19 protein-coding genes are annotated in these 18575 nt (G+C 65.0%); 8 read left to right on the top strand and 11 right to left on the bottom strand.

Translation table 11 applies throughout. The features are described 5' to 3' along the window. Positions 1-2 precede the first annotated feature (2 nt). The 8 genes from ABB29_RS05915 to ABB29_RS05880 form a co-directional block, all read right to left on the bottom strand. Positions 3-1073, bottom strand: coding sequence for a cyclopropane-fatty-acyl-phospholipid synthase family protein (locus ABB29_RS05915; protein WP_057657685.1), 1071 nt, complete (start codon positions 1071-1073; stop codon positions 3-5). After that, positions 1070-1861 carry a DUF1295 domain-containing protein gene (locus tag ABB29_RS05910; protein ID WP_057657684.1) on the bottom strand — a complete coding sequence of 264 codons (792 nt, stop codon included), beginning with the start codon at positions 1859-1861 and terminating at the stop codon, positions 1070-1072. Before ABB29_RS05910 ends, ABB29_RS05915 begins: the two co-directional genes overlap by 4 nt. After that, a complete protein-coding gene (locus ABB29_RS05905) occupies positions 1858-2409 on the bottom strand; it encodes a DUF2878 domain-containing protein (RefSeq protein WP_057657683.1) in 552 nt (183 codons plus the stop codon). Before ABB29_RS05905 ends, ABB29_RS05910 begins: the two co-directional genes overlap by 4 nt. A gap of 1 nt (position 2410) precedes the next feature. Next, positions 2411-3658, bottom strand: coding sequence for an SAM-dependent methyltransferase (locus ABB29_RS05900; RefSeq protein WP_057657682.1), 1248 nt, complete (start codon positions 3656-3658; stop codon positions 2411-2413). Next, a complete protein-coding gene (locus ABB29_RS05895) occupies positions 3655-4422 on the bottom strand; it encodes a DUF1365 domain-containing protein (RefSeq protein ID WP_057657681.1) in 768 nt (255 codons plus the stop codon). The genes ABB29_RS05900 and ABB29_RS05895 overlap by 4 nt, the downstream gene beginning before the upstream one ends. After that, on the bottom strand, positions 4419-5696 hold the full coding sequence (locus ABB29_RS05890; protein WP_057657680.1) for an NAD(P)/FAD-dependent oxidoreductase: 1278 nt from the start codon (positions 5694-5696) through the stop codon (positions 4419-4421). Before ABB29_RS05890 ends, ABB29_RS05895 begins: the two co-directional genes overlap by 4 nt. Before the next feature lies 1 nt (position 5697). Further along, positions 5698-6654, bottom strand: a complete 957-nt coding sequence (locus ABB29_RS05885) for an acyl-CoA desaturase (RefSeq protein WP_057657679.1) — start codon at positions 6652-6654, stop codon at positions 5698-5700. A gap of 68 nt (positions 6655-6722) precedes the next feature. Continuing rightward, positions 6723-7508, bottom strand: coding sequence for a hypothetical protein (locus ABB29_RS05880; protein ID WP_245622544.1), 786 nt, complete (start codon positions 7506-7508; stop codon positions 6723-6725). Between the two features lie 132 nt (positions 7509-7640). Between ABB29_RS05880 and ABB29_RS05875 the strand changes: the two genes are divergently transcribed. Further along, a complete protein-coding gene (locus tag ABB29_RS05875) occupies positions 7641-8264 on the top strand; it encodes a sigma-70 family RNA polymerase sigma factor (protein WP_057657678.1) in 624 nt (207 codons plus the stop codon). Beyond that, entirely contained in the window at positions 8261-8953 is a 693-nt protein-coding gene (locus ABB29_RS05870) for a ChrR family anti-sigma-E factor (RefSeq protein WP_057657677.1), read from the top strand. Before ABB29_RS05875 ends, ABB29_RS05870 begins: the two co-directional genes overlap by 4 nt. A 108-nt stretch (positions 8954-9061) precedes the next feature. Here ABB29_RS05870 and ABB29_RS05865 read toward each other — a convergent pair whose 3' ends face one another. Both ABB29_RS05865 and ABB29_RS05860 read right to left on the bottom strand, forming a co-directional pair. Continuing rightward, the gene (locus ABB29_RS05865) at positions 9062-10009 is read right to left on the bottom strand and encodes a tyrosine-protein phosphatase (RefSeq protein WP_057657676.1); all 948 of its coding nucleotides are present in this window, start codon (positions 10007-10009) and stop codon (positions 9062-9064) included. Positions 10010-10025: 16 nt separating this feature from the next. Further along, positions 10026-12311 (bottom strand): TonB-dependent receptor, encoded by a 2286-nt coding sequence (locus ABB29_RS05860; protein WP_057657675.1) that lies wholly within the window; start codon positions 12309-12311, stop codon positions 10026-10028. Positions 12312-12437: 126 nt separating this feature from the next. Here ABB29_RS05860 and ABB29_RS05855 point away from each other — a divergent pair, with 126 nt between their 5' ends. The 4 genes from ABB29_RS05855 to ABB29_RS16075 all read left to right on the top strand — a co-directional run bounded on the left by ABB29_RS05855 (position 12438) and on the right by ABB29_RS16075 (position 15699). After that, complete coding sequence (locus tag ABB29_RS05855) at positions 12438-13088, top strand: TetR/AcrR family transcriptional regulator (protein WP_057657785.1); 651 nt, start codon at positions 12438-12440, stop codon at positions 13086-13088. Positions 13089-13192: 104 nt separating this feature from the next. Further along, positions 13193-13729: a DUF2726 domain-containing protein gene (locus ABB29_RS05850; RefSeq protein ID WP_083487541.1), complete on the top strand. Its 537-nt coding sequence runs from the start codon at positions 13193-13195 to the stop codon at positions 13727-13729. A 72-nt stretch (positions 13730-13801) separates the two neighbouring features. Then, entirely contained in the window at positions 13802-14185 is a 384-nt protein-coding gene (locus ABB29_RS05845; RefSeq protein ID WP_083487560.1) for a hypothetical protein, read from the top strand. Positions 14186-14364: 179 nt separating this feature from the next. After that, positions 14365-15699, top strand: a complete 1335-nt coding sequence (locus tag ABB29_RS16075; protein WP_245622543.1) for a serine hydrolase domain-containing protein — start codon at positions 14365-14367, stop codon at positions 15697-15699. Here the strand turns inward: ABB29_RS16075 and ABB29_RS05835 are convergent. Next, positions 15587-16330, bottom strand: coding sequence for a CPBP family intramembrane glutamic endopeptidase (locus ABB29_RS05835; protein WP_170185850.1), 744 nt, complete (start codon positions 16328-16330; stop codon positions 15587-15589). The genes ABB29_RS16075 and ABB29_RS05835 overlap by 113 nt on opposite strands. A gap of 282 nt (positions 16331-16612) precedes the next feature. Here ABB29_RS05835 and ABB29_RS05830 point away from each other — a divergent pair, with 282 nt between their 5' ends. Together ABB29_RS05830 and ABB29_RS05825 are read left to right on the top strand one after the other, a co-directional pair. After that, positions 16613-17629 carry a glycosylasparaginase gene (locus ABB29_RS05830; RefSeq protein ID WP_057657671.1) on the top strand — a complete coding sequence of 339 codons (1017 nt, stop codon included), beginning with the start codon at positions 16613-16615 and terminating at the stop codon, positions 17627-17629. Beyond that, positions 17626-18375, top strand: coding sequence for a copper homeostasis protein CutC (locus ABB29_RS05825; RefSeq protein ID WP_057657670.1), 750 nt, complete (start codon positions 17626-17628; stop codon positions 18373-18375). Before ABB29_RS05830 ends, ABB29_RS05825 begins: the two co-directional genes overlap by 4 nt. The last annotated feature ends 200 nt before the right edge of the window (positions 18376-18575 follow it).

The raw sequence follows: 18575 nt of genomic DNA, 5'->3' as shown, positions 1-18575 counted from the left end.
CATCAGCGTGGACGGAACAGGTAATGGGCGACCAGCCACTGCTGGCCATCGTCGTAACCAAACAGTTCGGCGCAGGCCATCCAGAACATGCGCCAACGCTGCCACCAGATATCGGCGGCATCGCCATAGGTGGCCTGCAGGACCGGCATCAGCTGATCGCGTTGGCGGTCCTGGTTGGCCAGCCAGTGGTTGGCGGTGCGCTGGTAGTGGCTGCCTTCCAGCAGCCAGCGCTGCTGCAGCTGCAGGTCGTGCTGGAAATGCAGCAGGGTGTCGGCGGCCGGCATCAGTCCGCCGGTGAAGAAGTGCCGGCCCATCCAGTTGTCCTCGCCATCGCTGTCGAACGGATACATCAACGTGCGATGAGCAAAGATGTGCACGAACAGCGCGCCTTGCGGGCGCAGCCAGCCGGCAATGTTGCGCAGCAGGCGGCCGTAGTTGCGCATGTGCTCGAACATCTCCACCGACACGCAGCGGTCGAAGGCCTGCGCCGGCAGATCCAGCTGATTGACGTCGCGGGTGATGACCTGGACGTTGACCAGACCACGTGCCAGGCACTGGGCCTGGATATGCTGGCGCTGGCTGCTGGAATTGGACACCGCGGTGATGTTGGCGCGCGGGAATCGCTCGGCCATCCACAGCGTCAGCGAACCCCAGCCGCACCCCAGCTCGAGGATGTCCTGGCCGTCGGCCAGTTCGGCGCGCTGCGCGTACAACTCAAGCATCGCCAGTTCGGCCTCGGCCAGGGTCTCGTGGCCGCTGCGGTAATAGCAGCTGCTGTATTTCATCCGCGGTCCCAGGCAGGCCTGGAAGAACGCCGCCGGTACTTCGTAATGCTGGCGATTGGCGGCATCGACGTGCAACGCCAGCGGACTGCCGGCCAGTTCGGCAATGCGTTCGCTGAAGATCCGCGACTGCCGGGCCAGGCCGCCGTCGGACTCTTCGCGCAATCGCTGCGCACACAGGCGACGGATACCCCAGCGCAGCACGGCATCGGGAATCCAGCCGCGTTCGGCAGCGCCGAGCAGGCCGGGTTCGGTGGCCGGCACGGCCGTCGTCGGGATTGCGGTGCTCATGGATCAGCTCCTGGTTCGGAAGGTGTGCGTGGAAACCACGGGAACAACATCGAGGTGCTGCGCTGGTAGCGCCGATAATCCTCGCCGCGGCTGCGCAGGGCCTGTTTTTCGGTGTAGGGCACGCCACTGAGGTAGCGCAGGAACAGGTACATCAGCAGCGGGCCGCTCCACGCCAGCCACCACCACGGCGACCCCGCCGCCAGCAGCACGTAGGTAAACCAGTGCAGCCATTCAAAGAAGTAATTGGGATGGCGCGAGTAGCGCCATAACCCGGTCCGACAGGTACGGCCGCGATTGGCCGGGTTGTTGCGGAAGCGCGCCAGCTGGCGGTCGGCGACCGCTTCGCCGATCACGCTGGCCAGCCATACCAATATCGCTGCCACCAGCCAGCCCCAGCCGTCGTCGTCGGGATTGGCGGCAACCGCGGCAAATGGCAGCGCGAACAGCACGATCAACAGCGCCTGGGCCTGGAAGAACGCGAAGATCTTTCCCTGATGGCCGTGCCAGTGCTGGCGCAGGTACTGGTAACGGCCATCTTCGTCTTCATGGCTCACCCGTCGCCACAGATGCAGGGCCAGGCGCGTACTCCAGCTGCCGGCCATCAGCGCCAGCGCGACCCGCGGCAGCACCGCGCCTTCGCCGAAGATGGCCAGCAACAGCGCCGCCACCCCCAGTCCTGCCGCCCACAGCACATCGACGATGCCGATATTCTGATGACGCTGCTGCCAGTGCCAACCCCAGGCCATCGACAGCAGCGCATACAACGCAACCCAGGCCAGCGCGATCATGGGTGTGCATCCGCTGTGTCGAGTGCGGGCGGGGCCGTGCGCGACCAGCGTCGCGCGGCGGCCGCCAGCAATGGCAGTACCAGCGCCCAACCAATGCCAAGCAGCAGTATTCCTCGCCATGTCGGTGCCGCGAACTGCACCGCATCCCAGCCGCGCGCCGCCGACAGATAGGCCAGCGGCGCCAGCAGCAGACCGAACAGGCTGGCCAGCCACGCACGCCGCTGCAGGAACGCCATCGAGGTGGTCAGTGTCATCGCGAATGCCGCCCACAGCGCCAGGATCCATGGCGGTGGCAACGGCCCCGGCACGCTTGCCGCATAGACGACAAGACCGCTGCCGGCGGCGACGCCATCGACCACCGCGCCGCAGGCCAACGCCAGCCACAACAGCCGCAGTTCGACCCGTGGCCTGGGCGCACCGGCTAGCTGGCTGGCGATATACAGCGCGGCGGCCAGCAATGCCGGCCATTGCAGGCCGCGTCCGGCGCCAATTACCGCGCACAACCAGACCAACTGGTTGCCGAGCAGGTTGATCCAGAACCGGTGCATGTCAGCCCGCCAGTGCCGGTCGATGGCCGGGGCGTGCCAGCAACAACTGCGACACGCCGATCGAGCGTTCAAGGAAACCGCCTTCGCAATACGCCAGATAGAACTCCCACAACCGCGCGAAGCGGTCATCGAAACCTTGTGCGCGCACCGCCACATGCTGGGCCAGGAAACGCTGGCGCCAGGCACGCAGGGTCAGCGCATACGACTGGCCGAAGTCCAGCTGGCCGATCAATTGCAGATCGCTGGCCCGGGTCTTGGCCGCCATGATCGCATTGAGCGAAGGGATGAAGCTGCCCGGGAATACGAAGCGCTTGATGTAATCGACGCTGCGCAGGGCCTGCCGATAGCGATGGTCCTCGATGGTGATCGCCTGCAGCATGGCCAGGCCATCGGGCTTGAGCAGGCGTTGCAGGGTGGCGAAATAAGTGTCGAGGAATTCAGCGCCGATCGCTTCGATCATTTCGATCGACACCAGTTTGTCGAACTGGCCATCCAGATCCCGGTAATCCTGCATCAGCACGCTGACGCGCTGGTTCAACCCGGCCTGCTCGACGCGTGCCTGCGCCAGTGCGTGCTGCTCGGCCGAGATGGTGGTGGTGGTCACGTGGCAGCCGTAATGGCGTGCCGCATGCAGGGCAAAACCGCCCCAGCCGGTACCGATCTCGACCACGCGATCACCCGGCTGCAGGTCCAGTTGCTGGCAGATGCGATCGAGCTTGCGCGTGGATGCCTGTTCCAGCGTTTCGTCTTCGCTGGCGAACAGTGCCGACGAATACATCATGTCCGGCGACAGGAACAGCGAGAAGAACGCGTTGCCGAGATCATAGTGGGCGGCGATGTTGCGACGGCTGCCACGCCGGCTGTTGCGGCGCAGCCGGTTCCAGCCACGCAGCAGCCAGCCGCCCAGCCGCGCCGGACCGCGTTCCATGCCATCCAGCAGGTCGCGGTTGCGTACCAGCAGCCGCACCAGCGCGACCAGATCGTCGCAGCGCCAGTCACCGTTGATATAGGCTTCGCCGGCGCCGACGCTACCCTGGGCGGCGACCTTGCGATAGAACGCCGGGTCAGTGATGGTCACCTTGACCACGGTCGCGGCGGCCGGGTCACCCAGCACGGCCTCACCCAGCGCATCGCATACGCGCAGGCATCCGGCACGCAGTGGCGCCAGCTGTGCCAGCAATCGGCCACGCAGGAAAGCATCGAGCGCGCCGGGGTGGGGTAGCGACAGGGATGGCGTCATTTCGGTCATCTTTGCTCCTTGGCCAGGGCAGGGTGGGTGTGCACGGGATTGCGCTTCAGCCACAGGCGCAATGCATGCCAGTGAATGGCGGCGACCACCTGCGTGGTCATCAACGGGTAATGCAGTAGCACCCGCGCCAGCCCGCGTGCGTCCAGCGGTCGGCGCTGCATCAGCTGAGTCGCATCGAACTGGCGTACGCCGTCGCGCCAGACCTGCATGTGTACGCGCAGGTTCTCGCCGGGTGCATTCAGGCGCCAGTCGTAGCGGCAGTCCATCGCCATGAATGGAGAGACGTGGAAGCACTTGTCGAACTGCCAGCGCCAGCCGTTGCCGTGGCGAACACCATCTTCAACTGGCAACACGTAAGCATGGCGTTCTTTCCAAGGCGTATTGGTGATCTCGGCGACAATGCAATCCAGCTGCTGTCCATCGGCGCGGTAGCAGTAGTAGAAGCTGACCGGATTGAAGACATGGCCGGCGTAGCGCAGATGGGTCAGCAGCCGCACCGGTCCGGTCGGACGTCGCCCCATTACCGCGGCGGCGCGGTCACGCACTGCGTCGGCCAATGGGATCTCCGGATCGCCCAGATAGTCGCTGCGACGGAACTCGGCTAGGTTTGGCCGGTTGATCGACCACAGCCAGCGCCTGTCGAATACCTGCTCAAGCTCATCCAGATCCAGCAGTAGTTGCGCGACCGGATAGCGGAAGGCATGCGCATGCGGATGGTGGCGCCGGTGCAAGACCTTGCCGAAATAGATCGCACTGGCGCTCATGCCGGCACCATCGGCGGCGGTGCCGGCTGCAGGCCGGGCAGGGTTTCGCGTAATGCATCGACCACGTTGCGGGCGCTGCGGATGCCGTCCTCGTGGAAACCCCAGCCCCAGTAAGCACCAGCAAACCAGGTATGGCGGCGTCCCTGGATTTCACGCCAGCGGCGTTGCGCGCGCACGGCGGCGTGATCGTGCACCGGATGGGCGTACTGCAAGCGGCGCAGGATTTTGTCCGGGTTGATCGCTTCGCTGCGGTTGAGGGTGACCACCAGCGGCGTACTGACCGGCAGACCCTGCAGCAGGTTCATGCAGTAGCTGACCGTGCAGGGCGCCCGCGGGTCCCGCGGCACGTGCGCGTTCCACGCCGCCCACGCCTTGCGGTTGCGTGGCAGCAGCGAGGCATCGGTATGCAACACCACCTCATTGGGCTGATAGCGTATCGCGCCCAGCACGGCGCGCTCGCTGGCGTCGGCATCTTCCAGCAGGCGCAGCGCCTGATCGCTGTGGCAGGCCAGGATCACCTTGTCGAAACCCTCAATGCCGGCGGCACTGCGCACCCGCGCACCCCAGGCCAGGCGCTCGATGCCGTAGACCGGGCACTCCAGCCGTTCGCGTACCCGCCAGCGTGCGCGCAGCGCATCGACATAGCGTGCCGAGCCGCCGCTGACCACCCGCCAGGGCGTGCGTCCGCTCATCTGCAACATCTGGTGGTTGGCCATGAACTGGACCAGATAGCGTGCCGGGAATTCCCTGACCTGCGCGGTGGGTGAAGACCACAGCGCCGACGCCATCGGCAGCAGGTGCTCTTCGACGAAGGCGTCACCGAACTGCTGCTCCTGCAGGTACTGGCCCAGGGTCGGGCTATCCGCATCCCGCAGCAACGAGGGTGCGTCACGATAGAAACGACGCAGATCCGCCAGCATTCCCCAGAAGCGCGGTGACAGCAGGTTGCGGCGCTGGCAGAACAGGCCGTCCAGAGTGCTGGCGTTGTACTCCACGCCACTGCGCTGGCTGTGGACCGAGAAACCCATGGTGGTCGGCTGGCTGGCCACGCCCAGTTCATCGAACAGGGCGGTCAGCAGCGGATAGTGCGACTGGTTGAAGACGATGAAGCCGGTATCCACCGCCAGCGCCTGGCCGTCGACCTGCAGCGCGTGGGTGTGGGTGTGCCCGCCCAGGTAATCGTTGGCTTCGAACAGGGTGACCTCGTGCTCACTGTCCAGCCACCATGCACAGGACAAGCCGGCGATACCCGAACCGATGACCGCGATGCGCATCTCAGCTCCTTGCCTTGGCCAGCACCCAGGCCGGGATCGGTTTCAGCCCATGCACCAGCCGCAGCGCCGCCAGCATCCGCAAGCCGTACCAGGTCATGTCGATTTCCCACCAGCGAAAGCCCTGTCGCACCGTGCCCGGGAAGAAGTGATGGTTGTTGTGCCAGCCTTCGCCAAAGGTCAGCAGCGCCAGCCATGGATTGTTACGGCTGTCGTCGGCGGTCTCGAAGCGGCGCGTGCCGTACTGATGGGCCAGCGAATTGATGGTCACGGTCGCATGGAACAGCACCACAGTGGAGATGAAGAAGCCCCAGACCAGCAGCTGCGGTCCATCGGTACCGAGCGCGGGTGCGAACGCCTGCAACGCTTCACCCAGCCCGTACAGTCCGGCGGCCAGCAATAGGGGCACCACCGTATCGTAGCGATCAAGCCAGCGCAGCTCGGCGAAACGCGCCAGATCCGGTATCCGCGCAAAGTCGGTGGCGAAGGCGCCGCGGGTCAGGAACCAGCCCATGTGGCTGCGCCAGAAGCCGGCTTCACGTGGCGAGTGCGGGTCCAGCGCCTGATCGGCATGCCGGTGGTGATGTCGATGATGGGCAGCCCACCACAGCGGGCCACGCTGCACGCTGGCCGCGCCAATCACCGCGAAGGCGAACTGCACCGGCCGTGACGCCTGGAAGGTGCGGTGGGAAAAATAGCGGTGGTAGAAGCCGGTGATCGCGAACATCCGCACTGCATACAACAGCAAGGCCACCGTCACTGCCGTCCAGGAAGCGCCGACCCAGATCACCCCCAGGCAGCCCAGGTGCAGCCCGGCGAACGGCAGCGCCCGCAGCCAGTCAATACGCCGGGCCGCAGCCGGCTCCAGACCGGCATCACTGGCTACCCCGGTATCGAACCAGCGCCGCAAGGTAGGCAGCAGGCGCTGTCTGGTGCCGTTCGGTGACGCTGCGCTCTGCATGCAAGGCTCCCTGTGTCTCGCTTGTCTGGATCTACGCAGCCGGGTGGCGTTTGGATGCAGGCAGTTCATCATTTTTTCGACGCTGCACACTGCGCCACCAGCGGGCGCTGCCAGTCGCGCTGCCGCTGCTGATCGCTGGCGGTGGCAGGTGGCGCCGCGAAACGGACCACCACCTGCGGATAATCGCCGGCCTCATCGCGCAGGTTGCTGGTGCCATTGAACTCCAGCAGGCGCCGGTCGCTGTCCGCATACACCAGTGCCAGCCGCGGTGCGACCGCGCCATACCAGGTGTCCAGCTCCACCTGGATGGCCTGTGCCGGTTGCCCGCGCCAGTCGAGCGCACGTTGGCGTTGCACCTGCACCGGGTAGAAGCGCTGCCGGCCGGGGACCAGGAACGGCAGGGTGATTGCCTTGCCGTCCATCAGTTCCGACCAGTGCCTGCGCACCGCGGCATCGAAACCGGTATCGATTACTGCCTGCGCCGGCAAGGGCAGCTGCCGCTGCCGTGCGCTGGCGCCGCGCTGTTCCGTCCAGTCGATTGCCACGTTGTCGGCGGACACCGTGACGGTAGCCTGCTGGCCGCTGCGGCGGTCCTCCAGCCGGTAGCCGCGCGCCAGCGCGGAGGTTGCCGCTGGCAGCCATTTGCGCGCGAATGGTGCGCCGTCGGGGCAGGTGTACAGCACCCAGTGCTCGCCGGCATCGCCGCCGCGTTGCCAGTGGATTTCCCGGTACAGCGGCCGACCGTCGGCGTTGCTGGCCACACCCTCGCTGCGTTGCAACTCCGTCGCCGCCAGTGTCAGCGGCCAGGCCAGGACCAGGCAGGCAAGCCAGCGGCCGGAACGTCGGGTACGCATGTGTTATTCCGCGGATGGGTTGCTGTTCCTTACGCAGCAGGCAGTGCTTTGGATGCAGCACCGGGCCTGCATCCAAACCGGACGCTGGCACGTAGATACAGCAGGCCACCTTCACCCGAGCCCCTGCCGCAGATGTATCCTGACCCGCGCAAGCCACCTTCCTGCCTCGACAGCGCCCGCACCGTGTCCAGTTCACTGCAACCGACAACCGAGCCGTTGGACTGGGCGCCGGACATGGACGCCGTCGCGCGCCTGCGTGATCGCGGCTGCTTCATGCGCATCTACGATCATTTCATGCCGCGGCTGTGCACCTATCTGCGTGGACTGGGCGCCAGCGAGGCGGTGGCCGAGGAACTGGCCCAGGACTGTCTGCTGCGGCTGTGGCTGCGCGCCGGTGAATTCGATCCTGCCAGGGGCGCGCTCAGCACCTGGCTGTATCGGATCGCGCGCAACCTGCATATCGATCGGGTACGCCGCGAACGTGGCTGGCTGCAGGTGCAGGCCGCCATCGAACAGGCCGCGACCGACGACATGGCCGCTAGCAGCAGTGCCGAGCAGTACGCCGATCAGGCAAGACTGCACCAGCGGGTCAGCGAGCTGCCGGCGGTGCAGGCGCGGCTGGTGCGGATGTCGTATTTCGAAGCCAAGAGCCATGGCGAAATCGCGCTGGCGCTGCAGATGCCGCTGGGAACGGTCAAGTCGCACCTGCGCCGCGCGTTCCTGCAACTGCAATCCAAGGTCGGGGGCGCGAAATGAGTCCACGCCACCACCTGCACGAATCAACCCTGATGAGCTTCGCCGCTGGCGCCTTGCCGGCCGCGTTGAGCGTGGTCGCCGGTGCCCATCTGGAGAGCTGCCCGCATTGCCGCCAGCGCCTGCACCTGGCCGAGACTGTCGGCGCCGCGCTGATCGATCGCACCCAGCCCGACGTCCCCAGCCCGCGTCGCGAGGTATTGCGCCAGGCGATGCTGGCGCAGCTTGAGCAGGCCGAGCCCGGTGGCGAAGGGCGGTCACGGGAACCGGCACCGGCATTGCGGCAACCGCCACGCGAATGCCCGCAGGCGGATCCGGATTACCTGCCGGCATCGCTGCATCCGTATTTCGGCGATTCGTTGCGGTCGCTGCGCTGGCGCTGGATTGCCCCCGGCGTCCACTGCATCCGCGCGGCCGACATGCCGACCCTGATCATGCTGCGGATCGCCCCCGGTAAATGCCTGCCGATGCACAGCCATGGCAGCAGCGAACTGACCCAGATCCTGCGTGGCTCGTACAACGACGCGCTGGGGTTGTTCGCGCCGGGTGACGTGGCGGATCTGGATCAGGACGTCGAACACCAGCCGGTCACAGCCCCCGGTGCGGCCTGCATCTGCGTGTCCGCGCTGGATGCACCGCTGCGCTTCAGCGGCTGGCTGGCGCGCAGGATCCAGCGCTTCGTCAAGCTGTAGCGCCAACGGCCACAAGCCCGCGCGGCAATCGCCGCGCAGGCCTCATCCGTACAGCTTGGTTGCGGTCAGCGGCGCTGGGTTGCCGTCGCTGACTGCAACGCCGGCCACTCAACCAGCCTGGCCCAGACGCACGCGCAGCCGCTGGATGTCGCCATCGCTGAGGCCAATCGTTTTCAGGTAGCCGGCGGCATCGCCGTACTGCTGGTACAGCGCATCCAGGAACATCTGCATGTTCTCCGGCGCGGTGCCGTTCATGCCGGCCATCTTGCTGGCGATTTCAGGGTGCTCGCGCATCAGCGCCATCACCTCGGCCATCATCGCGTTGTCCCTGGGCTGGTCCTGCAGGTAGTGCGCTGAAATCGCATAGTTGTGGACGATGTCGCTGGCTGGCACGCCGGCCAGATCCAGCAGCAGTGCCGAGATCACGCCGGTGCGGTCCTTGCCTGCCGTGCAATGGAACAGCACGGTGCCCTGGTCATGCGCGGCGATCAGCTCGAACACCTGCTTGAACTGCGCCTGGTTGCCCGACAGCCATTGCACGTAGGCTTCGCCCAGCGAGTCCGGGAACGAGGTCATCATCTGCCGCAGGTCCATCTTCTCGGTGCCCATCAGCGAAATGCGCTTGTAGTCGAAGCGGGCATCGTCGGCCAGCCGATCCGGCGAGTGGGTTTCCTCGTCGCCGGTACGCAGATCGATGTCGAGGTTGACCCCGGCCGCGGCCAGTGCATCGCGGTCCGCGTCCGTCAACCCGCTCAGGTCGGCGGTACGCACGAATGCGGTGGCCGGGATCGGCCCGTGACTGCCTTGCAGGCCGGCGAACGTGCGGACATTCCACGCCCCCTGCAACGGCATCACCCGCTGGGCATCATCGGCGGTCGGGGCGACGTTGCTGCTATTGGCGGCGACGGCCGTGGCCGCGCTGGGCGCGGTGGTTGTCGCCGGCGCGGTTGCCGGCTTGTCGGCGAGCTGCGCGCTGGCGCAACCGCCAAGCAGCGGCAGGCCCAGTGCCAGGGTCAGGCTGATGGCCTGGGTCAGTTTGCTGGTGTGGGTGATCATTTTGTGCTCCGGTTGTTCAGAAGTGAACGGTCAGGTCCAGACCGTACGTGCGCGGGTCGTTGAAGATGCCGGTCTGGCCCAGAGCGGCGTTGTTGAGCTTGTAGAACAGGTGTTCCTCATCCAGCAGGTTGCGCGACCACAGCGACAGGTCGAGGGTGGCGCCGTCGCTGGCCAGCGGCACATCGACCAGTGCGATGCGCGCATTGACCACGAACGAACTGTCGGTGAGGGTCTGGTCGTACTCGCTGGTGTAGAAACCGTCGGACCAGTTGCCGTCGATGTGGAACTTCAGTGACGACATGTTGGAGAACGGAATCCAGTAATCGATGGCGGCGCTGCTGGCGTTTTTCGGTGCCAGCAGCGGTTGCACGGTGACTTCGACGCCGGCACCGAAGGGGTCGTTGGCGGTCAGCGCGTCGATGTCGGTGTAGGCGTGATTGAAGCTGAAGGACAGGTTGTCCAGCGGCATGATGTTGAATTCAAGCTCGGCGCCGCGTGACTCGCCTTCGTTCAGTGCGTTGGTGGTGACCATCGTGGTCCGCGTTTCACCGCTGTTGGGATCGAAGGGCAGGGTGAAGTCCATTTGCTTGTCCTTGATCTTCGAATCGAACAGGGCAAGGTTCAGACGGGCCCGGTTGTTCCAGAACTGCGTTTTCAGGCCCAGCTCGAACGCGGTCACTTCTTCCGGGTCAAACGCGGTGTAGGTGGTCGAGCGCGAGTTGGCGCCACCGGCCTTGAAACCGGTGCTGTAGCGGGCGTACAGCAGGGTGTCCTGGCCCAGGTCATAGGCGATGTTGAGCATCGGATCGAAGCGGCGCCAGGAATCGTCGAAGGCCAGATCGGTGCCGGCGCCATTGACGGTGTAGAGGATGCCGTTCTTGTCGTCGCGGGTGTAGCGGCCGCCGGCGGTCAGGTGCAGCCGTTCCAGCGAGGCCGGTGTCCAGGTGGCCTGGCCGAAGATGCCCAGGCTGTCGGTCCATGCCTTGCTGGCGCGGTCGATGCGCACGTTGGACAGGTCCAGCGGATTGGTCGCGGGGTTCAGCGTATAACTGTTGCCGCCCGGTCCCCACAGCAGCATGTTGGGGGTCTGCGCGTTATCACCGGCGGTCTCGTGGTAATAGAACGCGCCAGCCATGTACTGCACCTGCGAGGTGTTGCCAATCAGCTGGAATTCCTGGCTGTACTGGTGCTGGTAGACCTGCGCCAGGCTGTAACGCGCGAACGGTGTACCCGCCCCGGAGTAGGTGGAAATCGCATCGACCAGGCCCATGTCGAACTGGCCCTGTTCCAGTTCGCGGTAGGAACTGATCGATTTCAGGGTCAGGTTGTCCGACAGCGTCCAGTCCAGATTGAGTAAATGACCCCAGGTCCGGCCGATGTTTTCTTCCTGCGGACCGCCGATGATCGAGCTGTCGCGGCGGTCATCGCTGGCGCCGGCCTGTTGCAACGGGCTGAGGTAAGGCCCGGCCACCAGCACCTGGGTGTGGTACGGGGTGGTGCCATCGTAGGAACGGTCATAGGCGTACAGCGCGGAAAAATTCTCGCCCGGCTGCCACAACGCACTCAGCCGCGCGCCGCGCTTGTCGTAGCTGTTGAAATCCTGCTCGCCGCGCATCGGATTGTCGGTGGTGCCGCCACGCTTGGCCTGCACCGCATCAATCTTGAAGCTGACGTCGCCGACTTTCGGCAGATCCAGGTGCAGTCCACTGTTGTAACCGCTGTAGTTGGAGACACCGGCGTTGAACGAGCCACCGAACTCACCGCTCGGCTGGCGGGTAACGATGCTGACCGCGCCGCCTTCGGTGTTGCGGCCAAACAGCGTGCCCTGCGGCCCTTTCAGCACTTCGATCCGTTCGACGTCGTACAGCATCGTGCCCAGGCCCTGGGCACGGCCCAGGAACACGCCATCGACATAGATGCCGACGCCGGCATCGCGTGCCGGCTGGTTGGCATCACCGGATGCGCCGATGCCGCGGATGCCGATGTTCAAGGCCGAGCTGCGGGTGGCGAACGGGGTCACCCGCAGCGACGGTACCGAGCCATCGGCGAAACTGGCCAGCGAAATCGCGCTGCGATCCTTCAGCGCTTCGGCATCGACCACCGATACCGATATCGGTGTTTCCTGCAGGTTGGTGGCGCGCTTCTGCGCGGTCACCACTACCTGGTCCAGCGAGACCGCGTCGGGTACTCCGGTATCGGCGGTTTCGGCTTCTTCGGCGAATGCCAGTGCGGGCAGCAACATGGCGATGGAAACGGCAAGCACCTGCGGGCGCAGGATGGCGCGGGATAGGGAAGGACGCATGGGATCCGTACGGGGAGGTGGAAGGAACCCGGGCAATGTAGGCGTGCCCCATGACAAATGAATGACGGTTCATTCTCGGTGCGTATGTACTACCATCCGCGGTTTCAGGATGATCCCGGACCGCATATGACGTCTCCCGCTGCCCGTTCTTCCGCTACTGGCAGCAGTGCCAGCCAGCGTGCCGATGCACAACGCGGGCGCATTCTGGATGCGGCGCGCCGATGCTTCATTGCCCACGGTTTCCACGCCGCCGCGGTCAGCGAAATCGCCGCCGAAGCCGGCATCAGCCAAGGGCTGATGTATCGCTACTTCGACAACAAGCGGGCGATGATCCTGGCCTTGATCGAACACCAGCTGCGGGAAGGGCAGGATTCGATCAGCCAGGGGCCACCATCGCTGGACATGGTCGATGGACTGCTGGCCTGTTATCGGCAGTGGGCGCAGGGACAAACCATCGCCGGCCATGACACCGCCATCGCCAACGTCACCCTGTATGCGGAAATCACCGCCGAAGCCCAGCGCGACCCGATGGTCGCCAGCGTCCTGCGACGCCATGATCAACTGACCAGCGACAACGTCCGCGACTGGCTGCGGCAACATGATCAGGCACGTGGCCGGGACATTGACGAAGCGGCGCTGTGCCAGCGCACCCTGCTGCTGCGGATAGTGGTCGAAGGCCTGGCGATGCGCGCGATCCGGGATCCGGATCTATCCGCGGACACGCTGCGCGCAGTGCTGCGGCAGACCATTGCACGGGTGCTGGGCGAAGATGGATAACCAGGGCAGGGCACCCATGTCGCAGCAGCCTGTCGGCAAGCGGCTGCCAAGTCCAGCATCCAGCGGTTACAGTGTGCCCACGCAGGATGCTTCAGGGGGCTTCAATGACAATCGGCTGGATCGGTTTCATCTGTTTTCTGCTGTTGATCGTAGTGCTTGCCAGGCTGGGTACGTCACGGGCGTTCTCCGGCCCGTGGCCGTTCTATTCGAAAAAACTGCTGACTCCACCGGAGCAGACGCTGTACTGGCGGCTGGTCAAGGCGCTGCCTGCGGAAGTGGTATTCGCGCAGGTGCAGCTGTCGCGTTTCCTCGGGGTCAGGAAAGGCTTCCGCTTCCATGAGTGGAATAACCGGATCAATCGACTGAGCGCCGATTTCGTCATCTGCGGCATGGACGGCAAGGTGCTGGCCGCGATTGAACTGGACGATGCCACCCATCTGAAGCCCGAGCGCCGGGCCGCCGACGAGCGCAAGAACAAGGCACTGGCCGCTGCCGGCGTGCGCCTGATCCGCTGGCAGGTCTCGGCCATGCCGGACGAACAGGCAATCCACGCCGCATTGCATCCGGTCGAACCAGCGCAGCCGACCACCAGCATCACGCCGGCGCCGTCGCCGGCATTGAACCGGCATTGGCGGCCGTAGCGTCGACCCGCCAGGGCACCATACACAGGGGGATTCATGCGTAGATGGCTGTTGCTGATCCTGTTGACCCAGATGGCGGTGGCGTCCGCACAAACCGTGCACAGCTATCGCCCCCCGCAAAAATACAAGGCACCACCCCAGCGCCCGCTGCAGCCGTACAACGCGATGGCCAAGGACACCACGCCATTCAACTGCGAACAGTATCGACTGCACCCGCATCCCGGCATGCAGCCTTTCTGCGAAAACACCGAAAGCCGGACTTTGCAGGACGAAGCCCGGCGACAAGGCCGTCCGGGTCCATCCAGCGACGTCATCGACCTGCCCGCCATGGGCTCCGCCGCCGCCATCCGCACAGGCCTGGCATGCATTGGCGGACAGGCCATGCGCAAACTGGCCAACGGCTGGGAGCAGGTCAGCTCGCCGAACGGGGGCTGGCAGCGGTGCCGTGGTGGATAGGGACGGTGATGGTGATCAGGGATTTTGATCGGCTGCCGCTAGCGCAGCTTCCAACCCGGGGTAGACCGCCATGCAGCGTCTGCTTGGCAGCTGCATGGGCCGCTGCGGGAAAGGCAGGCGCAGTGCATGTCGATAGGTTATCTTTGGCGTCCTTTTCATGGCCCTCTCAGCACTGACGCATGCAAGCGATTTCGGCGATGGTTCTACACATGCGGTGGTTCAACTACTGGGTATGGTCTGTCGCGCTGTTGACCGCGGGCTGCACGGTTGAGGAGGCGAATGTACCTGGCAGGGATCTGGGAGCTGACATCGAAGAGGTGGCAGCAACGCTTCTGGAGCAGCCGTTGCTGCACTCGACCTCGATCGCAGTGGTATACCGGGGCCAGAAGTTCATCCGCCATCGCGGCGACATGGTGACAGACAGGCCAGGTCCGCCGACCGATGCGACCCTCTATGAAATCGGTTCGCTGAGCAAGACCATGGCAGGAACCCTGATGGCCGATGCCGTCCTGCAGCGCAGGCTTGCTTTGGACGATGATGTGCGAATGTATCTGCAGGGCGACTATCCGAACCTGCAGTACGAGGGCGAGCCGGTTCGCATCCGCCACCTTCTGTCGCACACCAGCGGACTGCCGAACATGTTGCCGGAACGGGCGAACACGGTACTTGCGGACTTCACCGATCAACGCACGCCACGCGAACTCAACGCTATCTACGCACGCTACAGCAAAGCGGATTTCTTCAGTGATTTGCACGCTGTCGAGATTCACCAGGCACCCGGAAAGGACTACGCTTACTCAAGCACGGGTACCGAGCTGGCAGCGCATATCCTGGAGACGGTCTACAAGAGCGACTATGAGTCGCTACTACGCGGATTTTTCGATAAGTCTGCGGGGATGACGGGAGTCAAAATCAAACTAAGTGAGGCCGAGACACCGCAACTTGCGCTCGGCTATCACAGCGACAACCCGGTACCGACCACGCCGATGCCGCAGCTGCCATGGGGCGCATCGGGGAACGTGAAGGCAACTGTCCCGGAATTAGTGAAATATCTTGAATTCCAGCTGGCCGATGAATCAGCGGTGAAGGAATCGCATCGTCCGCTTGCAAGATTCGATTCAGAGTTCAGCATCGGCTACTTCTGGAATATCGTCACCGGCGACCCGGTGAAGGGTACTTACTCGCGCATCATGGCGGTGTTCCTCGCTCGCAGTGCTACGTCTACATCATTCCGAAATACGATCTGGGCATTTTCGTCATCACCAACCAAAGTGGTGACAGAACAGCACATGCGATGGAGGCTGCAATCAACCGCCTGGTCGAACGTATTGCCGCACGTGAAAGTATCGCGGGTCAGGAGTTGTCCCGGTCACGCGTTGCGTATCGGCTTGACTGAAGCCGTCAATCGGCGAGGGAAGCCATCCACAGCCCCGCACCGAACAAGGTCCAGTCGTTTATCACGTGAGCGCCGGTGGATACCCACAGGTTGCGCGAGAAGATGTAGGCCAGGCTGAGCACCAGGCGGGCGCTGCCGATGGTCAGCAGGCACTGCATCAGATCCCATTGGTAAGTCGGCAGGTGCACCAGCGCAAACGGGATGGCCGACAGTATCCAGGCCAGCACCACGCTAGTACGCCGCTGCAGCTTCAGGCGTGTGGCCAGGCACCAGAGCAGGGCGAGGAAGGGAAGGATGGTCAGCAATTCCTCGCCCAGCAGTTGCGGCACCATCGCCGCGAACGTCATCCACCGCGTCGTCGCGTCCGCTTGTCCCATGGACTGGAACAACGGATTGACCGAGCCGTGGTGCAGGCCGTTTACCAGCGCGCCCAGCGGCAGCGTGACCACCATGTTCAACACGGCGATGCCGAACATCAGCAGTGCGTCGCGACCGGTCAGGCGATGGAACGGGGCGGTCCAGTGACGGCCGGCGACCAACGACAGCGCCACCAGCGGCACCGTACAGAACAGCAGTGCCGGCAGCCACCTTCCCCAGGGCGATAATGGATGCGTCCACGGCGCCGTCAGCAGATAGAAGGCGAGCACCACGCCTGCCAGCACCACCAGCCATTGCCGCCCGGACAATGAAACTGGCATGCCTGCGTAGAAGGGAAAGTCGCTACGATTCTGCGGGCGAGGCGGCAGCATGCACGGCTCCAGAGGGTCGACAGCTGCATTTATACAGTGTGCCGTGCCATATGTGACATGGCGCGCGGCGAGCGCTGACGTGGCGGATACTGTCGTCGCACCATGCACGCCAGCCCCTTGCTGTAGGCAAGAGGCCATTCCGGTAACGCTATTGCGTAAGATTCGAACCGCCACGGGCGCACCCGTCTGGCGCATCGAGCATGGGCAACGTGGTCTGGCCGATGCCGCATCCGCTGACGGGACCGGGGATTCCTGTCCCGTTTGAACCATCGAGGAGCACGCATGAAAGGCAGAAGAAAGTTCCTGGGCGATATGGCGCTGACCGCCGCTGCGGCGTCACTGGCCCGTGGCGTCATGGCCGGGCCTGCACAGAGCGCTGTCGCCAGCGGCGGGCGTGTGGTATCCACCTGGGACTTCGGTGTTGGCGCCAACCAGGCGGCATGGCGGAAACTGTCCGCGGGAGGGAGCGCATTGGACGCGGTCGAGCAGGGCGCGCGATGGGCGGAAAGCGAGCTGTGCAATCCCACCGTTGGACGTTGCGGCAATCCCGACCGGGACGGCGTACTGACGCTGGATGCGAGCATCATGGATGGAGACGGCCGTTGTGGTGCCGTGGCCGCGCTCGAGGATATCGACCATCCGGTCAGCGTTGCGCGCCGCGTGATGGAAGACACGCCGCACGTGATGCTGGTGGGCGAGGGGGCGCAGCAGTTCGCAATGGCCCAGGGTTTCCACAAACAGCGCCTGCTGACCCCGGAAGCGGAGCAGGCGTGGCAGGAATGGCGCGAACGGGCGGAGTACCAGCCGCGGATCAATGTCGAGCGCAACCTGAAACCGGGCAACAAGGAAAACCACGACACGCTGGGAATGCTGGCGATCGACGGCAACGGGCGGCTGGCCGGGGCCTGCACCACCAGCGGCATGGCGTGGAAGATGCACGGTCGCGTCGGCGACAGTCCCCTGATCGGGGCGGGCCTGTACGTCGACAACGAGGTCGGGGCGGCGACCGCGTCGGGCGTGGGTGAGGAAATGATCCGCAATGCGGCGAGTTTCCTGGTCGTGGAATTGATGCGGCAGGGAATGACGCCGATGCAGGCCTGCCGCGCGGCCATCGCGCGTGTCGTCCGCAAGCGACCCGAGGCCAGCAAATCGCTGCAGGTGTGCTTCCTGGCCATGAGCCGGGATGGCGAAGTCGGCGCCTTCGCCCTGCATCCGGGCTTCGTCTATGCCGTCTGCGATGCTGGCAGGCAGGACGCGCTGCACGCGTCCGATGCCGTGTACGACGGGGCGGCGACATGAGTCGACCCACAGCTCGGGTGCTCGAGATCGCGGCCGGGTCGCTGGTGTCGGCGCTGGCAGCACAACAGGGAGGCGCCGACCGCGTGGAGTTGTGCGAGGCGCTTGAGATCGGCGGCACCACGCCCTCGTATGGAACGCTGGCGCTTGCCCGTGAGCGCCTGCGCATCCCCTTGTTCGTGCTGATCCGCCCCCGCCCGGGGGATTTCGTCTACGACGCGCACGAGGCCGAAGTCATGCTGCGTGACATTGAAACCTGCGTGCGCATCGGCTGCGACGGCATCGTGGCCGGGGCACTGGATGCCGACGGCGACATCGACGAGCCGCTGTGCCGACAGCTGCTGGCAGCGGCGGGATTGCTGCCGGTGACGTTCCACCGGGCGTTCGACGTGGTCAGCAACCCGGCGGCGGCGCTTGAGCGGATCGCCGCGCTGGGATTCTCGCGACTGTTGACCTCCGGCGGGCGCGCCAGCGCCGAGCAAGGAAGCGCGCTGATCGCGGCCTGCGTGGAGCAGGTGCAGGGTCGTCTGCAGGTCATGCCGGGTGGCGGCCTCGACGAGGGCAACATCGCGCGGGTGGCCTCGCTCACCCGGGCACGCGAATTCCATGCGTCGGCGAAAGTACGGCGCACGTCGGCGATGCGCGCGCCATCGGTGGTGCTGCCCGGCCTGTCCACCAGCTGGAGCGAGACCGATGCAGTCCGGGTGCGTGTGCTGCGCGATGCGCTGGACGCGCTGGATGCAGGCTAGCGCCGCGCCACCCGACGTGACCAAAGGATGCCTGCAACGGCCTTGCTGATTCGGCGTGGCGGCTGCTGCGCAGCAGCATGCAAGCGAGGGATGGGCGTGATAAACATGACTTTATTGGATCGATCCAATTATGCTGCCGCACCGGTCCGGAGCGGGGCATGGAAGGAGCGATCCCCGCGCTTGTCGGCCCCCGCCACTGG

This window comes from Pseudoxanthomonas dokdonensis (assembly GCF_001431405.1).
GTDB lineage: Bacteria > Pseudomonadota > Gammaproteobacteria > Xanthomonadales > Xanthomonadaceae > Pseudoxanthomonas_A > Pseudoxanthomonas_A dokdonensis.
The sequence above is the reverse complement of the archived record's forward strand: the minus strand, read 5'-3'. Positions and strand labels throughout refer to the sequence as shown.